The sequence below is a fragment of the Serratia sp. szju genome (assembly GCF_044594185.1).
Classification (GTDB): Bacteria; Pseudomonadota; Gammaproteobacteria; order Enterobacterales; family Enterobacteriaceae; genus Serratia; species Serratia bockelmannii.
This window is the reverse complement of sequence record NZ_CP172576.1, coordinates 2,917,070-2,939,330: the sequence shown is the minus strand read 5'-3', so window position 1 is coordinate 2,939,330 and position 22,261 is coordinate 2,917,070. Positions and strand designations below refer to the sequence as shown.

19 protein-coding genes are annotated in these 22,261 nt (G+C 60.8%); 1 reads left to right on the top strand and 18 read right to left on the bottom strand.

Annotation, left to right across the window (positions count from 1 at the left end; translation table 11 throughout):
* Positions 1–7 precede the first annotated feature (7 nt).
* The 7 genes from menH to RE418_RS13925 all read right to left on the bottom strand — a co-directional run bounded on the left by menH (position 8) and on the right by RE418_RS13925 (position 7,158).
* The gene (gene menH / locus RE418_RS13955; protein ID WP_043136534.1) at positions 8–778 is read right to left on the bottom strand and encodes a 2-succinyl-6-hydroxy-2,4-cyclohexadiene-1-carboxylate synthase; all 771 of its coding nucleotides are present in this window, start codon (positions 776–778) and stop codon (positions 8–10) included.
* Positions 775–2,451: a 2-succinyl-5-enolpyruvyl-6-hydroxy-3-cyclohexene-1-carboxylic-acid synthase gene (gene menD, locus RE418_RS13950; RefSeq protein WP_025303652.1), complete on the bottom strand. Its 1,677-nt coding sequence runs from the start codon at positions 2,449–2,451 to the stop codon at positions 775–777. Before menD ends, menH begins: the two co-directional genes overlap by 4 nt.
* A 380-nt stretch (positions 2,452–2,831) precedes the next feature.
* Positions 2,832–3,143, bottom strand: coding sequence for a stress response protein ElaB (gene elaB, locus RE418_RS13945; protein WP_025303653.1), 312 nt, complete (start codon positions 3,141–3,143; stop codon positions 2,832–2,834).
* Between the two features lie 81 nt (positions 3,144–3,224).
* On the bottom strand, positions 3,225–4,256 hold the full coding sequence (idnD, locus tag RE418_RS13940) for an L-idonate 5-dehydrogenase (RefSeq protein ID WP_089181148.1): 1,032 nt from the start codon (positions 4,254–4,256) through the stop codon (positions 3,225–3,227).
* Between the two features lie 22 nt (positions 4,257–4,278).
* Positions 4,279–5,043: a gluconate 5-dehydrogenase gene (gene idnO, locus RE418_RS13935; protein WP_025303655.1), complete on the bottom strand. Its 765-nt coding sequence runs from the start codon at positions 5,041–5,043 to the stop codon at positions 4,279–4,281.
* 239 nt (positions 5,044–5,282) lie between these two features.
* Positions 5,283–5,792 (bottom strand): DUF1097 domain-containing protein, encoded by a 510-nt coding sequence (locus RE418_RS13930; protein WP_025303656.1) that lies wholly within the window; start codon positions 5,790–5,792, stop codon positions 5,283–5,285.
* Between the two features lie 130 nt (positions 5,793–5,922).
* A complete protein-coding gene (locus RE418_RS13925; RefSeq protein WP_089181149.1) occupies positions 5,923–7,158 on the bottom strand; it encodes an MFS transporter in 1,236 nt (411 codons plus the stop codon).
* 288 nt (positions 7,159–7,446) lie between these two features.
* Between RE418_RS13925 and RE418_RS13920 the strand changes: the two genes are divergently transcribed.
* The gene (locus RE418_RS13920) at positions 7,447–8,322 is read left to right on the top strand and encodes a LysR family transcriptional regulator (RefSeq protein WP_025303658.1); all 876 of its coding nucleotides are present in this window, start codon (positions 7,447–7,449) and stop codon (positions 8,320–8,322) included.
* 59 nt (positions 8,323–8,381) lie between these two features.
* On the opposite strand, the gene nuoN is transcribed toward RE418_RS13920, so the two are convergent.
* From nuoN to nuoC, 11 genes are all read right to left on the bottom strand, one after another.
* Positions 8,382–9,839 carry an NADH-quinone oxidoreductase subunit NuoN gene (nuoN, locus tag RE418_RS13915; protein WP_025303659.1) on the bottom strand — a complete coding sequence of 486 codons (1,458 nt, stop codon included), beginning with the start codon at positions 9,837–9,839 and terminating at the stop codon, positions 8,382–8,384.
* Positions 9,840–9,845: 6 nt separating this feature from the next.
* Positions 9,846–11,375: an NADH-quinone oxidoreductase subunit M gene (nuoM, locus tag RE418_RS13910; RefSeq protein WP_025303660.1), complete on the bottom strand. Its 1,530-nt coding sequence runs from the start codon at positions 11,373–11,375 to the stop codon at positions 9,846–9,848.
* Between the two features lie 95 nt (positions 11,376–11,470).
* Positions 11,471–13,318, bottom strand: a complete 1,848-nt coding sequence (nuoL, locus tag RE418_RS13905; protein ID WP_019453716.1) for an NADH-quinone oxidoreductase subunit L — start codon at positions 13,316–13,318, stop codon at positions 11,471–11,473.
* A complete protein-coding gene (gene nuoK, locus RE418_RS13900) occupies positions 13,315–13,617 on the bottom strand; it encodes an NADH-quinone oxidoreductase subunit NuoK (RefSeq protein WP_004936014.1) in 303 nt (100 codons plus the stop codon). The genes nuoL and nuoK overlap by 4 nt, the downstream gene beginning before the upstream one ends.
* Positions 13,614–14,171, bottom strand: coding sequence for an NADH-quinone oxidoreductase subunit J (nuoJ, locus tag RE418_RS13895; RefSeq protein ID WP_019453717.1), 558 nt, complete (start codon positions 14,169–14,171; stop codon positions 13,614–13,616). The genes nuoK and nuoJ overlap by 4 nt, the downstream gene beginning before the upstream one ends.
* A 13-nt stretch (positions 14,172–14,184) precedes the next feature.
* Complete coding sequence (gene nuoI, locus RE418_RS13890; RefSeq protein WP_025160170.1) at positions 14,185–14,727, bottom strand: NADH-quinone oxidoreductase subunit NuoI; 543 nt, start codon at positions 14,725–14,727, stop codon at positions 14,185–14,187.
* 14 nt (positions 14,728–14,741) lie between these two features.
* Positions 14,742–15,719 (bottom strand): NADH-quinone oxidoreductase subunit NuoH, encoded by a 978-nt coding sequence (gene nuoH / locus RE418_RS13885; protein ID WP_004936022.1) that lies wholly within the window; start codon positions 15,717–15,719, stop codon positions 14,742–14,744.
* On the bottom strand, positions 15,716–18,454 hold the full coding sequence (gene nuoG, locus RE418_RS13880; RefSeq protein ID WP_043140271.1) for an NADH-quinone oxidoreductase subunit NuoG: 2,739 nt from the start codon (positions 18,452–18,454) through the stop codon (positions 15,716–15,718). The genes nuoH and nuoG overlap by 4 nt, the downstream gene beginning before the upstream one ends.
* Positions 18,455–18,531: 77 nt before the next feature.
* Positions 18,532–19,878, bottom strand: a complete 1,347-nt coding sequence (nuoF, locus tag RE418_RS13875) for an NADH-quinone oxidoreductase subunit NuoF (protein WP_015378579.1) — start codon at positions 19,876–19,878, stop codon at positions 18,532–18,534.
* The gene (gene nuoE, locus RE418_RS13870) at positions 19,875–20,426 is read right to left on the bottom strand and encodes an NADH-quinone oxidoreductase subunit NuoE (protein ID WP_004936034.1); all 552 of its coding nucleotides are present in this window, start codon (positions 20,424–20,426) and stop codon (positions 19,875–19,877) included. The genes nuoF and nuoE overlap by 4 nt, the downstream gene beginning before the upstream one ends.
* A 2-nt stretch (positions 20,427–20,428) precedes the next feature.
* The gene (gene nuoC, locus RE418_RS13865; protein WP_025303662.1) at positions 20,429–22,225 is read right to left on the bottom strand and encodes an NADH-quinone oxidoreductase subunit C/D; all 1,797 of its coding nucleotides are present in this window, start codon (positions 22,223–22,225) and stop codon (positions 20,429–20,431) included.
* Positions 22,226–22,261: the final 36 nt, after the last annotated feature.

The window sequence follows — 22,261 nt, the reverse complement described above, 5'->3', positions numbered from 1 at the left end:
GGTTCCTTTAACCAGGGTTAACGAGAAATGTCTGCAGCTCGGCGACGAAATCCTGCGGATTGGCCAGATGCGCGTTGTGGCCGGCCTGCGGCACGATGCGCAACGGCAACCCGGCGTCGCGCGCCAGCCGTTGAAATTTGGGGTCGTTCTCACCGCACAGCACCCGCAGCGGCACGGTCAGTTGGCGCAGCTGCGGCGCCAGATAAGGCTGCCGCCCGAGCGAGGTGGCTTCGAGCATGTCGGCAATCGCCGGGCCGCTGTTGACCGAACGCGCGGCGATCAGCGCCTGGCGGTGCACATGGCTAAGCTCTTTGAACACCGGCTGCTGATACCAGTCCGCCAAGACTTCGGCAATCAGCTCACTGCGAAAACGCGCCGCCCATCGCGCATCCTGCTCGCAACGATCGCGGCGCTGTTGTTCGTCCTCCAGCCCCGGATTGCCGCCCTCGACGATCACCCCTTGCAGGCCGTCATGGCGGCCGTGGCAAGCGTGATACATGGCGATGCGCCCGCCGAGCGAGTAGCCCACCAGCCAATAACGTTCAATATTGCGCAGTTGCAGGGTCGCGGCGATTTGCGCGCTGATGTCGTCGAAGCCGCGGCAGCCCACCGCCACGGAATCGCCGTGGCCGGGCAGATCGATGGCCAGCGACGGCCATTCCGGGCAGCGCGCGGCGATCACCCGCCATTCATTGTTGTTGCCGAGCAGGCCGTGCAGCCACACCAGCCACGGACGCCCCGCTTCGCCCTGTTGCAAAATTCGCGTCGCCAGCATCATTGCACCGCCATCTGTTGTACCAGGTATTGCAGGCTTTCGGCCCCTTCACTCGGCGACACCTGCAGTTCTATCAGCGTGGCGCCGCCGCGCCGCCAGCCTTGCTCAACCGCCTGTTGCAGCTGGCTCCAGTTCTCCGGCCGCGCGTAGTCAAGCTGGAACATCGCCGCCGCATGGCTGAACTCAACGTTCTGCGGCATGCAGTAAAAGCGCTGACGATCTTCTTCGGGCGTCGGCAGCAGCGAGAAAATTTGGCCGCCGTTGTTATTGACGACGATCAGCACCGTCGGCGCCGAGCAGTGGCGCAGCAGCGCCAGCGCATTGAGGTCATACAGTGCGGAAAGGTCGCCCACCACCGCCAACGTTGGCCTGGCGGTGGCACGTTGTACGCCGGCGGCGGTGGAAATCAGACCGTCGATACCGCTGGCGCCACGGTTGCTGAATACCGGGTAAGCGACGGGCAATGGCGTTAACGCGTCGATCAGTCGCACCACCAGGCTGTTGCCGAGAAACAGCTGGCCGTTCTCCGGCAACAGTTCCGGCAGGCGGTGCGCCAGCTGCGCTTCGCCAAAGTTATCGTACAGATGCGTGGACGCCGCCGTCAGCGCCTTATCCGCCAGCGCAGCCAGCCCGGCGGCCCACGGCGCGCGCGGTTGCGCCGGATGCTGCGCCAACCACTGCGCCACGCCGGCGCGCAGGCGCCGCCCCCGGTGCTGGGCCGGATCGAGCCGCCCCGGCAGCTCGTCGATGACCCAATACTCTTCCGGCCGGCACTGCGCCTGCCACTGCAGCAGGCGTTTGCCGGTCAAACTGCCGCCGAACTGCACCACCAGCTGCGCGTCTTGCAACAGGCGCTGCGCCTGCGGATGCGCGAGCCATAAATCGGCACAGGGCAGCGGTTGCCCGGTCTGCGACAGTACATCGCCGATCAGTGGCCAACCCAGCGTTTCGGCCCATTCCGCCACCTGTGCGCCCTCTTGTGCGCTCATGCGGCCGGCGAGCACCACGCCGCGCTTTTGTCGCCAGAAAAACCAGTCCGGCTGCGGCAATGGCACTGCATGCGTCTCGCTTTCCTGCAGCCACGGACGATCGCTCTGCCACCAGTCGCCCAGCGCGGCGGACCATTCGGCATAGTGACGCTCATCGCCGCCGTACAGCGGTTCGGCGAACGGGCAGTTGATATGCAAAGCGCCATGCTGCAAGCGCGCCATCGCGCTGTCGACGCTGGAGGCCAGCCACGCGGCCGGAATATCCGGCGTAGGACGCGGCAGATCGATCGCCAGCGTCGGGTGGCTGCTGTAGAGGCCGTTTTGACGGATCGCCTGATTGGCGCCGCAGTCGATCAGTTCCGGCGGCCGATCGGCGGTGAGAAACACCAGCCGTTCACCGGTCAGGCCGGCTTCGATTAAAGCCGGGTAAAGGTTCGCCGCCGCGGTGCCGGACGTGACGATCACCGCCACCGGCTCACGCGCCGCCTTCGCCAGCCCGAGTGCCAGATGACCGAGCCCGCGCTCATCAAAATGGGTATGGCAGATAAACGATCGGTTGGCCGCGGCGGCCAGCGTCAGCGGCGTGGAGCGCGATCCCGGAGCGATACAAACATGCCGCACCCCATGGCGGGCCAGCGCCTCGAGCAGCACAGCCGCCCACCGGCGATTAAAAACACTTGTCGACATAGTTCGCTCACAAGTCAGTTAGCAGAGATCGTCTCCGACGCAGCCGACAGACGCCGCGCCTGTAGTTACGCTCTGTATTATATGAGGTGTTATTTTCACGGCTTTTGCGCCAGCGCAAGAACGCCGTATATCCCTGGGTGTTTACACCAGATAATTATTTGATTTAGAACAAAAAACAAACAATAAATATACAAACACTTTACACTTGCGGCGGCGTCGGCTCAATCCGTCCATATAAAAACAAGGGAAATAGGGGTGCTCCAACGGCGGCTAGCGGGAAGTATAGGCGGGATAAGGAAAAGCTTTCGGTAAAACGGCGGAATGAACAACACAGTCTGAAGAAAAACACGGGGCGGCCTGCGCCGCCCCGATGGCATGGTTTATTTGCGAGCCAGCAACAATCCCAGCACCAGCCCGACGGTGGCGCCGATGCCCACGCTGTGCCAGGGTTTGTCCCGCACGTAGTCGTCGGTGCGGTGCACCGCTTCTTTGGCGCGCGCATAGTAAGATTCGCCGGTGTTCGCCCAGCGCGCCTTGACCTCACTCAGCGCCTGCTCGGCGTGCGACTTGATGTCGATGTAGGCCTGATCCGCGCGGTCGCCGGTGTATTGCAGCACTTCTTCCAGCGTCTCGGTCAGCATTCTCAGATCGTCATCCAGCGTAGTTTGCTCAGCATCCGTATGTCTTGCCATCGTGAGATCTCCGTGGTTGAAAAATTAAGCGTTCCTACACTATAGACAAGGATCGCCGCCTGCGGCCATCGGACTTTTACCCTAAAACACCAATTGCACCTTGGCAGCCTGGCGTTTATCGCCGGCAAACGTCAGCGCCTGCGCCAACTGCCCGCTGGCGAATTCCGCCGACAGCAACGGCAGCGGATCGATCACGCCGTCGGCCAGCCAGGCCACCGCCAACGTGAACTCCGCCACGAAGCGGAACGATCCAAGCAGATTCAGTTCCTTGGCAATCAACAACATCAGCGGAAAATCGGGGAAGCTGCCGCCCATGCCCACCTGCACCACAGTGCCTTTGGCGCGGGTGATCTCCAGACAGCGCTGCAGCGACTGCGGGTGCCCCGCCACTTCGAAGGCGACGTCAAAATACCCCTTGTCCTGCAGATAACCGCTAAAATCGTCGTCCGCGGCATGCAGGCACCGATCGGCCCCCATTTGCCTCGCGATCGCCAGGCAGCGCGGACTGAGATCGGCGCAGACAATCTCGGCGGCGCCCAGCGCTTTCAGCGCCGCCACCAGCAGGCAGCCGATCGGGCCAACGCCGGACACGAAAATCTTTTTCCCCGTCACATCGCCGGGCTGCTTCGCCGCGTGGACAGCCACCGCCAGCGGTTCGGCGAACACCATTACCCTGTCGTCGCGATCGGCAGCGTAAGGAATGCACTGCGCGCTATCCACCACTTTGTATTGGGTAAAAGCGCCGTCGACGTGCGGAAAATACATCGCGCTGCCGAAAAAGCGCATCTCGACGCATTGATTGCTTTGCTGCACCAGACAGTATTTGCACTGCCCGCAGGGTTTGCTGGGATTGAGCGCCACCTTCTGCCCGACCGGCAGCTGCGGCGAATCGCTGGCGACCACCTCACCGATCACCTCATGGCCCAGCACCATCGGCTGACGCACCTGAAAATTGCCGACCTTGCCTTCCTGGAAGTAATGCAGATCCGAGCCGCAGATGCCGCCGCGGCTGATTTTTACCAGCGTTCCCTGCCCCCGATAATCCACTTCTTGCGCGATCACCGCCACGTCTCGCTTGCCATTGACCACGCAGGACTGGGTTTGAATTTTCATCTCCAGACTCCACGAAAAAAGATTACACCGCCGCAGACATGCCGCCATCGACAAACAGCAACTGCCCGTTGACGAAGGCGGAGGCGTCGGCGGCCAGGAACACCGCCGCGCCGATCAACTCCTGAGGATCGCCCCAGCGCGCGGCAGGCGTGCGTTGGGTCAGCCAGGCGGTGAAGGCCGGATCGTCGGCCAGCGCCTGCGTCATCTCGGTTTTGAAGTAGCCGGGGGCGATGCCGTTGACCTGAATGTTGTAGCGCGCCAGCTCCACGCACATGCCGCGCGTCAGCATTTTCACCGCGCCCTTGGACGCCGCATAAGGGGTGATGGTGTCCCGCCCCAGCTCGCTTTGCATCGAACCGATATTGATTATCTTGCCGCGCCGGCGCGGCACCATATAACGCGCTACGGTCTGCGACACGATGAAGACCGCCTTCTGGTTGACGGCGATGATGTCGTCCCAATCTTGCTCCGGAAATTCGGTGAACGGGTGGCGGCGCTGGATACCGGCGTTGTTGATCAAGACGTCTATCGCGCCGATGTCCGCTTCGATACGGTCGATGGCGGCATGCACCGCCTGGGAGTCGGTGACGTCGAACGCCGCCGCATCGGCGCGCAGCCCCTCTTCACGCAGGCGATCGGCGGCGTGCCGGGCATGTTCTTCGGTGGTGGCGTTGATCAGAATATGCGCGCCTTGCTGTGCCAGGCCGCGCGCCAGCAGAAAACCAATGCCGCGCGAGGCACCTGTGATTAAGACGGTTTTGTTATCCAGAGAAAACAGGTTGTGCATGGTGATTCCCGGCCTTCAGGCCTCCAATCGGACAGGCCTCTATCTCAGCCGATTGTTACCGGTAAAAACGTGATGGAAATCACTGAAAATAATGTTACGAAACCCTGTTACTTTTAACGTGATCTCACGCAATCCCTACAGGAAGAGTCAATACCTATCCCTTTTAAAATAGACAATTTTCAACAGCGTTACCGTCCTGGTTATCAGGAGATACTGCCGCACAGCGGCGCGGCAGCAACTCACTCGGCGGCACCGTTTGAGCCGGCATTCGGGTCCATCGGCGGCGTAGCGCGGGCTTTATCGCTGCGTGCCGCCCACCACAGACCGCTGTTTTTCATCGCATAGCCGAACAGCAGGCCCACCAGCAGGGAAAGCGTCACCAGCGGCCAATCGCCGCCGCCGGCGAAGGTCGCACAGGCGCCGATAAAGGTGCCGGGTACGAATCCCAGCCACTGCTGTTTAGCCTGAATGCACATCAGGAACGCCACGATGCCGGTCAGCAGATACCCCAGCAGATTCCACTGCGGCGCCAGTTCGCTGCCGTGGATGATCGCCATTGCCCAGAAGACGCCGCTGCAGCAGGTCAACGCGCCGATCAACAGCCCTTTCAGTCCGCCCTGCGGGCAGGCGAAATACGCCGTGCAGCCGAGAAAGCCGGCCCAACCGATCAGGCCCAAACTGACGGCAACCCATCCCCAAACGCCGGACAGGATCCCGGTGGTGACGGCAATGGCGAAAAGAACGTTCATAAAGTGACCTGCAGCAAAAAGAAAGCGCGCAGTTTACCCGAAAACAGGCCAATTTATGCGATGAAAATCACACTATAAATGTAATTAAAGAATCATTAATTATAAAAAATAGATATTCATCACAAAGTAATTAGCGAGGGAACCCCACCCGGGACGTCTTCCATGCCAACAACAGGCACACCACGGTGCTGCCCAGGAACAGCAAATGGGTTGCCTGATTCAGATCGACGCGATCGACCACCACGCCCAGCAAGATCGGCACCCAGTTGGCGATATAAGCGATAACGTAAAACAGCGAAAGCAAACGCGCATGGCTGGTCGGCGGCGAAATCAGGTTCACCAGGGTCGCGCTGCCGACGAAAATGGCGCCATAAGCATAGCCGGCCACCACCAGCCCCACCGCCGCCAGCCCAAGAGAATGCCACTGGATCGCCATGGTGAACACCACTGCCGCCAGCACCTGCGCCAGGCAACCGAACAACAGCGAATGACGGGCGTTAACGCGGCGGCTCAGGATCTGGCTGATACCGGCGATCAGCAGATACACCGCAATCGCATAGCCAAAGACGCCACGAGCGTGCAGGCCTAACAGCGTTTCCGCCACGCCGGGGCCGATTGCCAAAATACTGGCGGCCAGCGCCCAACAGATAAATAAAGCCCCTGCACACACAAAGAATTTACCGCCGGTGGCGCGCAAGCCATCGAGCAGCGAGCTGTTTTCTGTCTCGGCCGACGTAACATGGCTCGGCGCCGTAACCACGCCACGCGGCCACGAGAACATCACGCCCAACGCAGCCACGGCGGCCATGACCATGATGAAAACAAATGGCAGCGTCGTGGGATGGAAACCGGTCTGCAAGGCGATGCCGCTGAAGATCGGGCCCAGCGCCAATCCGGTGGTGAATGACAGCGTCGCGATCAACGCCGCATTTTTGCCGCCGTCGCGCGGCCCAAACCGCACCAACGCGATGTTCGCCGCGCCGGTTAGCGCCCCGGTGCCCACCCCGGCCAACAGCCGCGCCATCAGCATCATGGCAAAGGTATCAGCCTGCGCGAACAGCAGGGCGCCGCTCAACACCACCAGCAATGCCGGCACGATCATGCTGCGTAAATCCTTTACTTTGCCGGCCAGATTGCCGACGCCGAACAAAGAGATCAGCACGCCGGCGGCATAGGCGCCGTAGATGACGGTCAGACTGACCGAGCTTAGCGTAAGCTGCTGCTGATACAGCGGATAAAGCGGCGTCGGCGCGCTGCTGTTCAGCAATGCCGACATCAAAGCCAGCGCCAGGAACAATAAAATTGTCCTGCCCGACGCCTGAGCATTTTGCGGCGCCGCAATCTGGCTGGCGGTATTTTCTGACATGTTTCAACTCCCAAAGACGGCAGACGGCGGCCTGCCGTCGACATTTTCCTCACCCGGCCTGCCGGGAACGGCGCTTATCATAGCGTTCCGGCGACGGGCGAAGTATCGTCAAGAATGAATCACCCTGATGCATTCTTGCATCACCGGAGAAATAACCGCCGATGTGCAGCCCGCTAACCGTCTTTCTCTCCCCCCGGGCAGAACAACGCTTTATGATAGAAACCGTTATTGTTCGCCTGGCTCGGCCTGTGCCCCACGGCGCCGACAAATCTGCAGAGAGGAAATGGCATGATGAATTGGGACGACGCGCGCTTCTTTTTGGCCGTCGCACGCTGTGGCACGCTACGCAAAGCCGCCAACCAGCTGCATGTCGATCAGGCGACCGTCGGTCGACGGCTCTCCGCTTTCGAAGACGCTCTCGGTTCCAAGCTGTTTATCCGCACGCCGAAATCCTTCGCCCTCAGCCCGTTGGGGGAAGAAATGCTGGCGGACGTGATGAAGATGGAGAATGCGGTGCAGGCGATCAACCGCAAAGCCGCCAGCGGCGATGACAGCCTGCACGGCCACGTGAGCATCGCCACCACCGATACCCTGGCCGAAGCCTTCGTGATACCCGCGCTGCAAGATCTGCGGGAACGCTATCCGGCCATCACCGTCACGCTGTTGACGGCACTGAACATCGCCGATATCTCTTATCACGGCGCGGATCTGGCGATCCGCGGTGCACGCCCCGATGACGATGAACTGATCATCAAGCGGCTGGCCACCATCGAGATGGGCCTGTACGCCAGCCCGCACTATCTGGCTCGGCGAGGTATGCCGGTCAAAGGCGAGCAGTTGCGCGGCCACGATCTGCTGATGTTCCCGCGCGAGCTGGTGCCGCGCCACTGGAACAATTTCTGCGGCGAAGCCCTGCACGAGCCCAACGTCGTGCTGCAATGCAATTCACAGCTGCTGCTGCGCTCCGCCACTCGCAGCGGGCTAGGCATCGGCCTGCTCTCCGCGTTTCTGGCGGATAAAGACCCGGAGCTGGTGCGCCTGTTGCCAGAGAATAAAGACTGGGTGGATATCTGGCTGGTGCTGCATCCCGATTTGCAGCGTGCCGCCCGCGTGCGCGCGGTGGTGCAGGCGCTGGAAACGTCGTTTAGCGCCCATTACGGCTGAGTGCCGTTTCTCCATAAAAAAAGGCCGCCGAAGCGACCTTTTTACCGTCTGAAGCGTTATCAGAACGTCGGCTGCGCCATCTGCACCAGCGAAATCAGCGGCTGCGGATAAACCCCCAACAGCAGCACCAGCGCGGCGGAGATCAGCACCACGACGCCACCGGCGGTCAACGCCCAGTTGTTCGGGGTGTCGCGCTGCAGCGATTCCGGCGCGCTGAGGAACAGGCTGACGGTCACGCGCAGGTAGTAGTACAGGCCAATGGCGCTGCCTACCACGACTGCGCCGGTCAGCCACCACAGGTGTGCGCTGACGCCCATCGCGATCACGAAGAACTTACCGATAAAGCCCAGCGTCATCGGGATACCGGCCAGCGACAGCATCATCACCGTCATTACCGCGGACAAGATTGGCTTATGCCAGAACAGACCACGGTAAGAGAACAGCGAATCCGCATCCGGGCCGCGGTACGGGCTGGACATCAGGCTGACCACGCCGAAGGCGCCCAGGCTGCTGAACAGGTAACCGGCCAGGTAAACGCCGGCGGTTTCCAGCGACAGCTGATGGGTTTGCACCGCAATCAGCGCCACCAGCAGGTAGCCCAGGTGAGCGATCGACGAGTAGCCCAGCAGACGCTTGATGTTGGTCTGGCTGATGGCCATCAGGTTACCGAACAAGATAGAGCAGAACGCGATGATCGACAGCACCAGACGCAGCGCTTCGTTGTCGGCGGCCGGGGCATACAGGAACAGACGCATCACGACCGCGAAGATCGCAATCTTGCTGGCGGTTGCCAGGAAGGTCGAGACCGGCGCAGGCGCGCCCTGATACACGTCCGGCGTCCACAGTTGGAACGGCACCAGCGACAGCTTGAAGCCCAGACCGACGATCATCATGCCCATACCGGCCAGGATCAGCGGCTGGTGCATCATGTTTTCCTGCAGGCTCTTGCCGAGGCCGGCCAGCGACAGATCGCCGGATTCAGCGTACAGCAGCGCCATGCCGAACAGCAGGAACGACGACGCGGCGGCGGACAGCAGCATGTACTTGATGGCAGCTTCCAGCGGGCGCTTCTGACGATAGGCATAACCCACCAGGCCGAACAGCGGCAGCGAGATCAGCTCGATACCGATGAACAGCGAAGCCAGATGGTTGGCGCTCGCCAGCAGGATGCCGCCCATGGCGGCGATCAGCACCAGCAAGTAGAACTCTTCGCGGTTATCCGGATAGCCGACCAGCCACGGATAGGCGAAGGTGCAGGTCGCCAGACTCGCCAGCAGCACCAGCCCGGTGTAGAACATCGAGTAGCCGTCAACCCGCAGCAGCGGGGTGACGTCCATTGGGCCTGCCTGGCCGACAAAGTACAGCGAAAGCAGCGCCAGGTTGAGACCGATCACGGTCAGGGTGGCGTTGATAAAGTGGTCGCGTCGCCACGCAATGCCTAGCATCACAACCACCACCGTCAATCCGACGATCAACAGCGGCAGCAGTGCGATCAGTTGTTGAGGAGTTATTGTCATGGCGAATTACGGCCTTGTTGTTGAAATTGCTGAAACTGACGAACCAAACCAGTGTTGCACGTTGCTCATCGCCGCGTTGGAAGTATCCAGAATCGGCTGCGGGTAAACCCCCAGCAGAACCAGCAACACCACCAGCAGCAGAATGATGAACAGTTCGCGCGCGGTCATGCCCTGCAGCGGCTGGTCGGATTTAGGCGCACCGTAGTAAGCGCGCTGCATCATGATCAGCGAGTAAACCGAAGCGAACACCAGACCGAAGGTAGAGATCACGGTGATCACCGGCACCACCTGGTAGCTGCCGAACAGAATCATGAATTCACCGACGAAGTTACCGGTACCCGGCATCCCCAGCGTAGCCACGGCGAAGAACAGCGACAGCGCAGGGATGAATTTGATACGCCCCCACAGGCCGCCCATCTGACGCATGTCGCGGGTATGCAGACGCTCATACAGCTGGCCGCAGATAATAAACATACCGGCGGCGGACAGACCGTGCGCGATCATCTGGATCACGGCACCCTGGTAAGCCAGCTGGCTGCCGGTGTAGATGGCAATCAGCACGAAGCCCATGTGCGATACCGAGGTGTAGGCGATAAGACGCTTGATGTCAGTCTGCGCGAACGCCATCCAGGCGCCGTAGAAGATGCCGATCACGCCCAGCCACATGGCGATTGGCGCGAACTCGTGCGAAGCCTCAGGGAACAGCGGCAGGCTGAAACGCAGCAGGCCGTAGGCCGCGGTTTTCAGCAAGATGCCCGCCAGGTCGACGGAACCTGCGGTCGGTGCCTGGCTGTGCGCGTCCGGCAACCAGCCGTGCAGCGGCACCACCGGCATTTTCACCGCGAAGGCGATGAAGAAGCCCAGCATCAGCAGATATTGCACGTTGTGGGACATCGGCGTTTGCAGCAGGTCTTCGTAATCGAAGGTCCACACGCCGGTGGCGTTGTAATGCACGAACACCAGGCCCAGGATCGCAATCAGCATCACCAGACCGCTGGCCTGGGTGTAGATGAAGAACTTGGTCGCCGCGGTGATACGGGTTTTACCGTCCGACGCTTTGTGCCCCCACAGCGCGATCAGGAAGTACATCGGCACCAACATCATTTCCCAGAAGAAGAAGAACAGGAACATGTCGATGGCGAGGAACACACCGATAACGCCGCCCAGGATCCACAGCAGGTTGAGGTGGAAGAAGCCCTGATACTTCTGGATTTCACGCCAGGAACAGAGGATCGCCAGAACGCCCAGCAGACCGGTCAACACCACCATCAGCAGCGACAGACCGTCCAGCGCCAGGTGGATGGAGATGCCGAAGCGCGGGATCCACGGCAGCAGGAATTCGCTCTGCCACTGCGGAATGCCTTTCGGCGTGGTCAAGGTATAGCCGCCCTGCATCCACAACTGCAGAGAGAGCGCCAACGTCAGCCCCATTGCGATCAGCGCTATCCAGCGCGGCACCTTAGTACCGAAGCGCTCAAGCTGCCAGCACAGCAGACCGCCGATAAAGGGGATAAGAATTAGCCAAGGTAATAGCATGGCGTTTTGTGTCCCTTATACGAATAATTTCAAACTTTGTACGTAGCGCCTACCCGGCGCTACGCCCGAAAAATGCGTCTGTTTAAATTATTCAATTAAACCAAAATCAACAGAGCCAATACGACCACTGCACCCACACCCATAGACGCTATATACCAACGCACCTGACCGTTCTCGCTCACCGTCAGACCGCGGTTCCCCCAGCGGGAGAAGACGGCCGGCAGGTTCATCAGCGAGTTCAGCGGATCGCGCTGCAGCAGCTTCGCAATGCCCAGGTACGGCTTGACGAACACTTTGTCATACAGCCAGTCGAAGCCCCAGGCATGGAACCACCAGGTCGAGAAGAAACGACCCGGCGCGCTGTTGGCGATGCTGTTGACCAGGCTGCGTTTGCCCAGCCACAGCGCGGCCGCCAGCAGAATGCCGACGATAGCCACCACGCCAGAGGTGATTTCCAGCGTCAGCACGCTGCCGTGCGCCAGTTCAGTGGTATCCGGCAGCACGCCCTGCAACGGCGGCACGATCATCGCGCCGACGAAGGTAGACAGCACCAGCAGAACCAGCAGTGGCAGGTGGTGAGTGATGCCTTTACCGGCATGCGCTTTGATTTTCTCTTCGCCATGGAACACGATGAAAATCATACGGAAGGTGTACAGCGAGGTCATGAACGCACCAACCAAGCCGGCCACCATCAGGTTGATGTGGCCGTTGGCCATCGCGCCCGCCAGGATCTCGTCCTTACTGAAGAAGCCGGCCGTGACCAGCGGCAACGCAGACAGCGCCGCGCCGCCCACCAGGAAGCAGACGTACACCAGCGGGATGCTCTTGCGCAGGCCGCCCATCTTGAAGATGTTTTGCTCGTGGTGGCAAGCCAGGATCACCGAACCGGACGACAGGAACAGCAGCGCCTTGAAGAACGCGTGGGTCATCAGGTGGAAGATCGCCGCGTCCCATGCCTGCACGCCCAGCGCCAGGAACATGTAACCGATCTGGCTCATGGTGGAGTAAGCGAGCACGCGCTTGATGTCGGTCTGCACCAGCGCGGCGAAGCCGGCCAGCAGCAGAGTGACCGCACCGACGATGCCCACCAGGTGCAGCACTTCCGGCGCCATCAGGAACAGGCCGTGCGTACGGGCGATCAGATAGACGCCCGCGGTCACCATGGTCGCCGCGTGGATCAGTGCGGAAACCGGGGTTGGGCCCGCCATCGCGTCCGCCAACCAGGTTTGCAACGGCAGCTGCGCCGATTTACCGACCGCGCCGCCCAGCAGCATCAGGGTCGCCCAGGTGATGGCCGTGTCGCCCACCGCCAGTTTCTGCGGCGCCAGGATCATCAGCTCGCGGATGTTCAGCGTGCCCAGCTCGTTGTAGAGGATGAACAGCGCGAACGCCAGGAACACGTCGCCCACGCGGGTGACGATAAAGGCTTTCATCGCCGCCGCGCCGTTGGCCGGATCTTTATAGTAGAAACCGATCAACAGGTAGCTGCACAGGCCCACGCCTTCCCAACCCAGATACATCAGCAGCAGGTTGTCCGCCAGCACCAATACCACCATGCTGGCGATAAACAGGTTGGTGTAAGCGAAGAAGCGCGAATAGCCCTCTTCACCGCGCATGTACCAGGAAGCGAACATGTGGATGAAGAAGCCGACGCCGGTGACCACCGACAGCATGGTCAGCGACAGGCCGTCCAGCACCAGGGTCACGCCGATATTGAAGTTACCGACGGCCATCCAGGTCCACAGGCTTTGCTCGAACAGCTGCACGCCGGCGGCTTTCTGGGCGAAGAAATCCATCGCCACATACACCGTGACCAGCGCAGCCAGGCCGATAGAACCCACGCCGACGGTGGCCGCCGTGTTTTCAGACCAACGACCGCGGGAAAATGCCAACAGCAGGAACCCGATCAGCGGTAGCAGAATTGTTAAATATAATAGGTTCATCCGCGCATCTCACTGACAGTATCAATATTCAGGGTATGACGACGACGGTAGAGCTGCAGCAGCAGCGCCAGGCCGATACTGGCCTCGGCTGCCGCCAGGCTGATCGCCAGGATGTACATCACCTGCCCGTCCGCCTGGCCCCAGTAGCTTCCCGCCACGATAAACGCCAACGCCGCAGCGTTGATCATCACTTCCAGGCTGATCAGCATAAACAGCAGGTTGCGGCGCACCAGCAGCCCGGTCAGCCCGAGCACAAACAGGATAGCCGCCAGGATCAGGCCATGTTGAAGAGGGATCATGCTTGCTCCTCCGATTTTCTTCTCGCCATTTCGCCACTCGCCGGCGCGTTGCTCAGCACCTCGCCAGGCTTGTGCTCGCGGCCGATATGGAAGGCGACAACCAGACCCGCCAGCAGCAGCATTGAAGCCAGCTCAACCGCCAGTACGTAAGGCCCGAACAGGCTGATGCCCACCGCCTTCGCGTCGACCATCTCGCCGCTGATACCCTGATCGGATACGCTGCGGATCGCGACGATCAATACCACCAGCAGCGCCAGTGACAACAGGCCAGGCCCGATCCACACCGTCGGCTTCATCCAGTCGCGTTCTTGCTGCTGCACGTTGCCGAGGTTCAGCATCATCACCACGAACACGAACAGCACCATGATGGCGCCCGCATAGACGATGATTTCCAACGCGGCGGCAAAGTAGGCACCGAGAGAGAAGAAGACTGCCGAGATCGCCAGTAACGAGACGATCAGATACAGCAGCGCATGCACAGGGTTGGTATGGGTGATCACGCGAATCGTCGCGGCCACCGCAATCAAACCTGCCAGATAAAATGCAATTTCCATGCTTGCTGGCTCCTTAGGGCAACAGACCTTTGACGTCGATCGGTTTGGCTTCGTTTTCGGCTTCGCCTTTGGCTTTGCCGTCAATCGCCATACCGGCCATCCGGTAGAAGTTATATTCCGGATATTTACCCGGCCCCGAGATCAACAGATCTTCTTTTTCGTACACCAGATCCTGACGCTTGTACTCACCCAGTTCGAAATCCGGCGTCAGCTGGATAGCGGTAGTCGGGCAAGCCTCTTCGCACAGGCCACAGAAAATGCAGCGCGAGAAGTTGATGCGGAAGAACTCCGGATACCAACGGCCGTCTTTCTGTTCCGCTTTTTGCAGCGAGATACAGCCGACCGGGCAGGCCACCGCACACAGGTTACAGGCGACGCAGCGCTCTTCGCCGTCCGGATCGCGCGTCAGCACGATGCGGCCGCGGTAGCGCGGCGGCAGGTAAACCGGTTCTTCCGGATACATCTGGGTTTCGCGCTTGGCGAAGGCATGCATGCCAATCATCCAAATGCTGCGCACCTGGGTGCCGAAACCAACCACTAACTCTTTCAATGTCATGGTTTATTCACCCCTTATTGAGCGTTGTACAAAATGACCGCGGCGGTTGCCAGCAGGTTCAGCAGCGTCAGCGGCAGGCACACTTTCCAGCCGAAGGACATCACCTGGTCATAACGCGGACGCGGCAGCGCGGCACGGATCAGGATGAACATCATCATGAAGAAGGCCGTTTTCAACGCGAACCAGATGAATGGCGGCAGGAACGGACCCTGCCAGCCGCCGAAGAACAACGTCACAATCAGGGCGGACACGGTGACGATACCGATGTATTCCCCCACGAAGAACAGACCGAACTTCATGCCGGAATATTCGATGTGGTAACCGTCGGCCAGTTCCTGCTCGGCTTCCGGCTGGTCAAACGGGTGGCGGTGACACACCGCCACGCCGGCGATCGCAAAGGTCACGAAGCCGAAGAACTGCGGAATGACGTTCCAGACGTGCGCCTGGGATTCAACGATGGCCTGCATGTTGAACGAATCCGCCTGCATCACCACGCCCATCAGCGACAGGCCGATGAACACTTCGTAGCTCAGGGTTTGCGCGGAGGCGCGCATCGCGCCCAACAGCGAGTATTTGTTGTTGCTCGACCATCCGGCGAACAGCACGGCGTACACCGCCAGGCCGGCCATCATCAGGAAGAACAGAATACCGATGTTGAGATCGGACACCGCCCAGGTCGGGCTGACCGGAACGATGGCAAATGCCAGCAACAGGGAAGTAAAGGCGATCATCGGCGCCAGGGTGAAGATCACCCGGTCGGAGAATCTCGGTACCCAGTCTTCCTTGAAGAACATTTTGATCATGTCGGCGACCAGCTGCAGCGAGCCGCCCCAGCCTACGCGGTTCGGTCCGTAGCGGTTCTGGAACAGGCCGAGCAGGCGGCGTTCGCCGAAGCTCATGAATGCCCCGCACGCCACGACCACCAACAGGATCACGACCGCTTTAAGAATGGCGATCAGAATGTCGATCACCTCAGGGGTAAACCAGCTCATCGTGCCGCCTCCCGCAGATTGTCTACCTTAGCACCCACCAAGATCGGCGGGATCCCTGGCAAGCCGAGCGGCAAACCAACCTGGCCCTGGGTCAGGGTTTCACTCAGACGCACCGGCAGACGCAAGGTCTGGCCCGCGCAGCTGAACTCCACCAGGCTGCCCGCGTTGACGCCAAGCGTCGCCGCGTCGGCCGGGTTGACCATCACGTAGGCTTCCGGCATGCGCTGCTGGATCACGTGAGAGCGCTGCGACATTTCATCGCTGCCGAACAGGTGGTAGTAAGGCGCGACACGCCAGCCGTCGTTCGGATTGAAGGCGGCTGGCACGCGGTCGAAGTAACCGAGGCTGCCCTCCCCCGCTTCGATCAGGCGCACGCCCGGATCGCCGTGGCGCAGTTTGCCGCCCACTTCGGCCTGGAACTTGTTCCATGCCTGCGGTGAGTTCCAGCCTGGCGCCCAGGCGAACGGGATCTGCTGACGATCGGCCAGCGGGCTGTTGTTCCCTTCCATCGAGAAGGCGAACATGGTGTCTTTATCCTGCGGCTGACGCGGCTCGTGCACGCTGATGTTGGCGCGCATGGCGGTACGACCGCTGGAGCGGTGCGGCGAACGCGCCAGCTTCTGACCGCGGATGCGGAACGTCGCGTCCGGCGCGGCGTCGACGATGCCCTGCAGCTGCGGCAACGCGGCGACGCAAGCGGCGATCACGTCATCGAGCTGGGTCCAGTCCACGTGGCGGCTGGTGTAGGTGGAGTGCAGCGAGTGCATCCAGCGCCAGCTTTCCAGCATCACGGTGAACTGATTTTTCTTGGCGTCGTCATAGTAAGCCGGATCGTATACCTGGAAGAAGCGCTGCGCGCGGCCTTCCTGGTTGATCAGCGTACCGTCGCTCTCGGCGAAGCTGGCCGAGGAGAGGATCAGGTTGGCTTTGTCCATGATCGCGGTGCGCTGGTGGTCGGCGACGATCAGGTTGTTGACCTTGGCCAACGCTGCGTCCACCTGCGCCGCCGGCGCATGACGATAGAGATCGTTTTCCATCACGATGGCGGTGTCGGCTGCGCCACTCGCCAGCTGTTCCAGCGCTTGATCGAGCGAACCGCCGCCGATCATCGCCAGGCCCATGCTGTTGGCAGCGCCCGCCACGAAGGTGATGCCGACATCGGAACCGCGGCCCTTCAACGCTTTGGCGATGTTGGCCGCCGCTTGGATGATGGCTTCGCTGCCGGCGTTGCTGCCGGTCACGATCAGCGGTTTGCGTGCGCCGGTCAGCGCCTGCACGATGATATCGACTTTCTTGTTCAGGCCGTCGGCCAGATCGTTCACCGCCGGCGCTGCGCTATCCAGCGCGTGCGCGATGGCGAAGCCGAAGCGTGCCTGCTCGTCCACCGGCGCGCGGTAGTTCCAGGCGGCAATGTCGTCCAGGCGGGTGTTGTCGATGTTAGTGGTGAACAGCGGGTACTTGGCGTGCTGACCGATGTTCTGCACCGCCGCGATCTGCCAGTCGGCAACACGTTGCGCCGCCGCCATCGCGCGAGCTTTCCCTTTGACGGCCTGGCGCACGGACAGCGCGATACGCGCACCGGTTTGCGTCAGGTCTTCGCCCAGCACCAGCACCGCGTCGTAATCTTCGATCTCACGCAGCGCCGGCGTATGGACGCCGCCGTTTTTCAGCACGTTCAGCATCAGCGCCAGGCGTGATTGCTCCGCCTGAGCGATACCGGTGTAGTAGTTCTCGGCGCCGACCAGCTCGCGCAGTGCGAAGTTGCTTTCCAGGCTGGCGCGCGGGGAGCCGATGCCGATGGTTTTCTTCGCCTGACGCAGGATGTCCGCCGCGCCCTGCATCGCCTGCTCGGCGTTCAGGGTGATCCAGTCATCGCCGCGCAGCTGCTGCGGTTGACGCGGACGATCTTTCTGGTTGACGTAGCCGTAACCGAAACGGCCGCGGTCGCACAGGAAGTAGTGGTTCACGCTGCCGTTGTAACGGTTTTCGATACGGCGCAGCTCGCCATAGCGTTCGCCCGGGCTGGTGTTACAGCCGATGCTGCACTGCTGGCAAATGCTCGGCGCGAACTGCATGTCCCATTTACGGTTGTAGCGTTCGGAGTGCGTTTTGTCGGTGAATACGCCGGTCGGGCACACTTCCACCAGGTTGCCGGAGAACTCGCTTTCCAGCGTGCCGCTTTCCGGGCGACCGAAGTAGACGTTGTCGTGCGCGCCGTACACGCCGAAGTCGGTGCCGTCCGCATAGTCTTTGTAGTAACGCACGCAGCGGTAGCAGGCGATGCAGCGGTTCATCTCGTGCGAGATAAACGGCCCCAGCTCCTGGTTGTTGTGGGTACGCTTGGTGAAGCGGTAGCGGCGGAAGCTGTGGCCGGTCATTACCGTCATATCCTGCAGGTGACAGTTACCGCCTTCTTCACAGACCGGGCAATCGTGCGGGTGGTTGGTCATCAACCACTCGACCACGCTTTCACGGAACTGCTTCGCTTCGCCGTCATCGATGGAGATGAAGGTGCCATCGGATGCCGGGGTCATACAGGACATCACCAAACGGCCGCGCGTATCTTCCGCGTTTTGGTATTGCTTTACCGCACATTGGCGGCAAGCGCCGACGCTTCCCAGCGCCGGATGCCAGCAAAAGTAAGGAATATCAAGGCCGAGGGAAAGACAAGCCTGCAGCAGGTTGTCCGCCCCGTCTACCTCATACTCTTTGCCGTCTACATGAATCGTAGCCATAGTCAGCATGCTTCCAAGTGGCCTGCCTTGCGGCAGGCGTTAATCAAAAATTCTGGCCGTGTTCGGGCGAGTTCGGCTTACCAGCGCTGCTTCAGCAGATTGTTCGGCTGAATGCCGCCAATCGCATGGGCGTTGCCGAAGTGCTGCACGGCGATACCCGCCTCGAACTCTTCACGGAAATATTTAATCGCGCTTTGCAGTGGCTCTACGGCACCTGGCGCGTGGGCGCAGAAGGTTTTGCCCGGGCCGAGGGAGCGGCACAGCTGTTCGAGGGTTTCGATATCCCCCGGCTGCCCTTCGCCGTTTTCCAACGCACGCAGGATCTTCACGCTCCACGGCAGGCCGTCGCGGCATGGCGTACACCAGCCGCAGGACTCGCGGGCGAAGAACTCTTCCAGGTTACGCACCAGCGGCACCATGCCGATCTCGTGGTCTACCGCCATCGCCAGCGCGGTGCCGAGACGGCTGCCGGCTTTGCCGATCGCGCCGTATTCCATCGGCAGGTCGAGGTGATCGGCGGTCAGGAAGTCGGTGCCCGCGCCGCCCGGCTGCCAGGCTTTGAAACGCAGACCGTCGCGCATGCCGCCGGCGTAGTCTTCCAGGATCTCGCGCGCGGTGGTACCGAACGGCAGCTCCCAGACGCCCGGATTTTTCACCCGGCCGGAGAAGCCCATCAGCTTGGTGCCTTTGTCTTCACTACCGGAGATGCCGGTGTACCACTCCACGCCGTTCGCCAAAATGGCCGGCACGTTGCACAGCGTTTCGACGTTGTTGACGCAGGTCGGCTTGCCCCAGACGCCGGCGCTGGCCGGGAATGGCGGCTTGGAGCGCGGGTTGGCGCGGCGGCCTTCCAGCGAGTTGATCAGCGCGGTCTCTTCGCCGCAGATGTAACGGCCGGCGCCGGTGTGCACAATCAGCTCGAAATCAAACCCGGTGCCGAGAATGTTCTTGCCCAGATAGCCGGCTTCGGTGGCTTCCGCGATGGCGCGACGCAGGTGCGCCGCCGCTTCGATGTACTCGCCGCGCAGGAAGATGTACCCGCGATAGGCTTTCAGCGCGAACGCGGAGATCAGCATGCCTTCCACCAACAGGTGCGGCAGCTGCTCCATCAGCAGGCGGTCTTTATAGGTGCCCGGCTCCATCTCATCGGCGTTACACAGCAGGTAACGGATGTTCATGGATTCGTCCTTCGGCATCAGGCTCCACTTCAAACCGGTGGAGAAGCCCGCGCCGCCGCGGCCCTTCAGCCCGGAATCTTTCACCAGGCCGACGATCTCGTCCGGGGCCAGGCCTTTGAGGGCCTTCTCTGCGCCGGCATAGCCGTTTTTGCTGCGGTATTCGTCCAGCCACAGCGGCTGCTTGTCATCGCGCAGACGCCAGGTCAGCGGATGCGTTTCGGGAGTGCGTACAATGTGCTTGGTCATTGATACTGCTCCAGTAGCGTCTCGATATCTTCAGGCTTCAACTGACTGTGAGTGTCCTCATCAATCATCATGGTCGGCCCTTTATCGCAGTTGCCCAGACAGCAGGTCGGCAGCAGCGTGAAGCGGCCATCAAAAGTGGTTTGACCCGGCTTGATGTTCAGCTTCTTCTCGATAGCGGCCTGAATGCCCTGGTAACCGGTGATGTGACAAACAACGCTGTCACAATAACGGATCACGTGACGTCCTACTGGCTGACGGAAAATCTGGCTGTAGAACGTGGCCACGCCTTCTACGTCGCTGGCGGGGATGCCCAGCACTTCCGCGATGGCGTAAATCGCACCGTCCGGAACCCAGCCGCGCTGCTTCTGCACAATTTTCAGTGCTTCGATGGAAGCGGCGCGCGGATCCTCGTAATGGTGCTTTTCGTGCTCGATCGCATCACGTTCTTCCGCGCTCAGTACAAATGCATCAACGCCGCTCTGAGGAGCGGCTGCATTGATGGGCTCGAGCGCATCGTTGACTGCGTGATTGTCTTTTTGATCATGCATAGTTAGCGGTCCACATCTGACATTACAAAATCGATACTACCCAGATAGACGATCAGGTCGGAAACCAGGCTGCCTCGGATGACCGATGGGATCTGCTGCAGGTGCGCAAAGCTCGGCGTACGTACCCGGGTGCGGTAGCTCATGGTGCTGCCGTCGCTGGTCAGGTAGTAGCTGTTGATCCCTTTGGTGGCTTCAATCATCTGGAATGATTCGTTGGCTGGCATCACCGGGCCCCAGGAAACCTGCAGGAAGTGGGTGATCAGCGTTTCAATGTGCTGCAGCGTGCGCTCTTTCGGCGGCGGCGTGGTCAGCGGGTGATCGGCCTTGAACGGGCCTTCCGGCATGTTGTTCAGGCACTGTTCGAGGATGCGCAGGCTCTGGCGCAGCTCTTCCACCTTCAGCATCACGCGGGTGTAACAGTCGCTGTTGCCGTCGCCCACTGGCACTTCGAAGTCGAAGTTCTCATAGCCGGAGTAAGGACGCCATTTACGCACGTCGAACTCAACGCCGGTAGCACGCAGGCCGGCACCGGTCACACCCCACTCCAGCGCTTCCTTGGCGTTGTAAGACGCTACGCCGATGGAACGGCCTTTCAGGATGCTGTTCTTCAGCGCCGCTTTCACGTAAGAATCCAGACGTTTCGGCATCCAGTCGAGGAATTCACGCAGCAGGCGATCCCAACCGCGCGGCAGATCGTGCGCGACGCCGCCGATGCGGAACCAGGCCGGGTGCATACGGAAGCCGGTAATCGCTTCCACCAGATCGTAGATTTTCTGACGGTCGGTAAAGGCGAAGAACACCGGGGTCATCGCGCCGACGTCCTGAATGAAGGTGGAGATATACAGCAGGTGGCTGTTGATACGGAACAGCTCGGACAGCATCACGCGGATAGTGTCGACGCGCTCAGGCACCTTAATACCGGCCAGCTTCTCGACCGCCAGCACGTAAGGCATTTCGTTCACGCAGCCGCCGAGATACTCGATGCGGTCGGTGTACGGAATGTAGCTGTGCCAGGATTGACGCTCGCCCATCTTCTCGGCGCCGCGGTGGTGATAACCGATGTCCGGCACGCAGTCGACGATCTCTTCGCCGTCCAGCTGCAGAATGATGCGGAACGCACCGTGCGCAGACGGGTGGTTCGGGCCGAGGTTGAGGAACATGAAGTCTTCGTTCTCGGTGCCGCGCTTCATGCCCCAGTCTTCCGGCTTGAAGGTCAGCGCTTCCATCTCCAGATCTTCTTTCTGCTTGGTCAGCACGAAAGGATCGAATTCGGTGGCGCGCGCCGGGTAGTCCTTGCGCAGCGGGTGCCCTTCCCAGGTCTGCGGCATCATGATGCGCGACAGGTGCGGGTGGCCGTCGAAGGTGATGCCGAACATTTCCCAGGTTTCGCGCTCATACCAGTTGGCGTTCGGGAATACCTTGGTCGCCGTGGGCACGTGCAGGTCTTTTTCAGACAGCGCCACCTTCAGCATGATGTCGCGGTTGCGCTCGATGGAAATCAGATGGTAGAAAACGGAGAAATCCGCAGCGGGCAGGCCGTCGCGGTGGGTGCGAAGACGTTCGTCCACGCCATGCAGATCGAACAGCATGACATACGGCTTCGGCTGTTTTCTCAGGAACGTCATTACTTCCAGTAACTGGTCAGGTTTAACCCATACCACGGGCATGCCGGTACGGGTGGCCTGAACAGTAAAGGCTTCCGGCCCAAAACGGTTGCGCAGTTCGCCGATCACCGGGTCGTCAAGGTGATCTCGGGTCTGCCAGGCAGGCAAGGCGTCGTGCGTCGTCAAATCTGTCATAATTTTTTTTCACCACACTAAAGGGTTATTCGCCGC

What these genes read in the sequence shown, in the direction of transcription:
- menH (WP_043136534.1), bottom strand. Translation starts at nt 778, where the DNA reads ATGATGCTGGCGACGCGAATTTTGCAACAGGGCGAAGCGGGGCGTCCG.
- menD (WP_025303652.1), bottom strand. Translation starts at nt 2,451, where the DNA reads ATGTCGACAAGTGTTTTTAATCGCCGGTGGGCGGCTGTGCTGCTCGAG.
- elaB (WP_025303653.1), bottom strand. Translation starts at nt 3,143, where the DNA reads ATGGCAAGACATACGGATGCTGAGCAAACTACGCTGGATGACGATCTG.
- idnD (WP_089181148.1), bottom strand. Translation starts at nt 4,256, where the DNA reads ATGAAAATTCAAACCCAGTCCTGCGTGGTCAATGGCAAGCGAGACGTG.
- idnO (WP_025303655.1), bottom strand. Translation starts at nt 5,043, where the DNA reads ATGCACAACCTGTTTTCTCTGGATAACAAAACCGTCTTAATCACAGGT.
- RE418_RS13930 (WP_025303656.1), bottom strand. Translation starts at nt 5,792, where the DNA reads ATGAACGTTCTTTTCGCCATTGCCGTCACCACCGGGATCCTGTCCGGC.
- RE418_RS13925 (WP_089181149.1), bottom strand. Translation starts at nt 7,158, where the DNA reads ATGTCAGAAAATACCGCCAGCCAGATTGCGGCGCCGCAAAATGCTCAG.
- RE418_RS13920 (WP_025303658.1), top strand. Translation starts at nt 7,447, where the DNA reads ATGATGAATTGGGACGACGCGCGCTTCTTTTTGGCCGTCGCACGCTGT.
- nuoN (WP_025303659.1), bottom strand. Translation starts at nt 9,839, where the DNA reads ATGACAATAACTCCTCAACAACTGATCGCACTGCTGCCGCTGTTGATC.
- nuoM (WP_025303660.1), bottom strand. Translation starts at nt 11,375, where the DNA reads ATGCTATTACCTTGGCTAATTCTTATCCCCTTTATCGGCGGTCTGCTG.
- nuoL (WP_019453716.1), bottom strand. Translation starts at nt 13,318, where the DNA reads ATGAACCTATTATATTTAACAATTCTGCTACCGCTGATCGGGTTCCTG.
- nuoK (WP_004936014.1), bottom strand. Translation starts at nt 13,617, where the DNA reads ATGATCCCTCTTCAACATGGCCTGATCCTGGCGGCTATCCTGTTTGTG.
- nuoJ (WP_019453717.1), bottom strand. Translation starts at nt 14,171, where the DNA reads ATGGAAATTGCATTTTATCTGGCAGGTTTGATTGCGGTGGCCGCGACG.
- nuoI (WP_025160170.1), bottom strand. Translation starts at nt 14,727, where the DNA reads ATGACATTGAAAGAGTTAGTGGTTGGTTTCGGCACCCAGGTGCGCAGC.
- nuoH (WP_004936022.1), bottom strand. Translation starts at nt 15,719, where the DNA reads ATGAGCTGGTTTACCCCTGAGGTGATCGACATTCTGATCGCCATTCTT.
- nuoG (WP_043140271.1), bottom strand. Translation starts at nt 18,454, where the DNA reads ATGGCTACGATTCATGTAGACGGCAAAGAGTATGAGGTAGACGGGGCG.
- nuoF (WP_015378579.1), bottom strand. Translation starts at nt 19,878, where the DNA reads ATGACCAAGCACATTGTACGCACTCCCGAAACGCATCCGCTGACCTGG.
- nuoE (WP_004936034.1), bottom strand. Translation starts at nt 20,426, where the DNA reads ATGCATGATCAAAAAGACAATCACGCAGTCAACGATGCGCTCGAGCCC.
- nuoC (WP_025303662.1), bottom strand. Translation starts at nt 22,225, where the DNA reads ATGACAGATTTGACGACGCACGACGCCTTGCCTGCCTGGCAGACCCGA.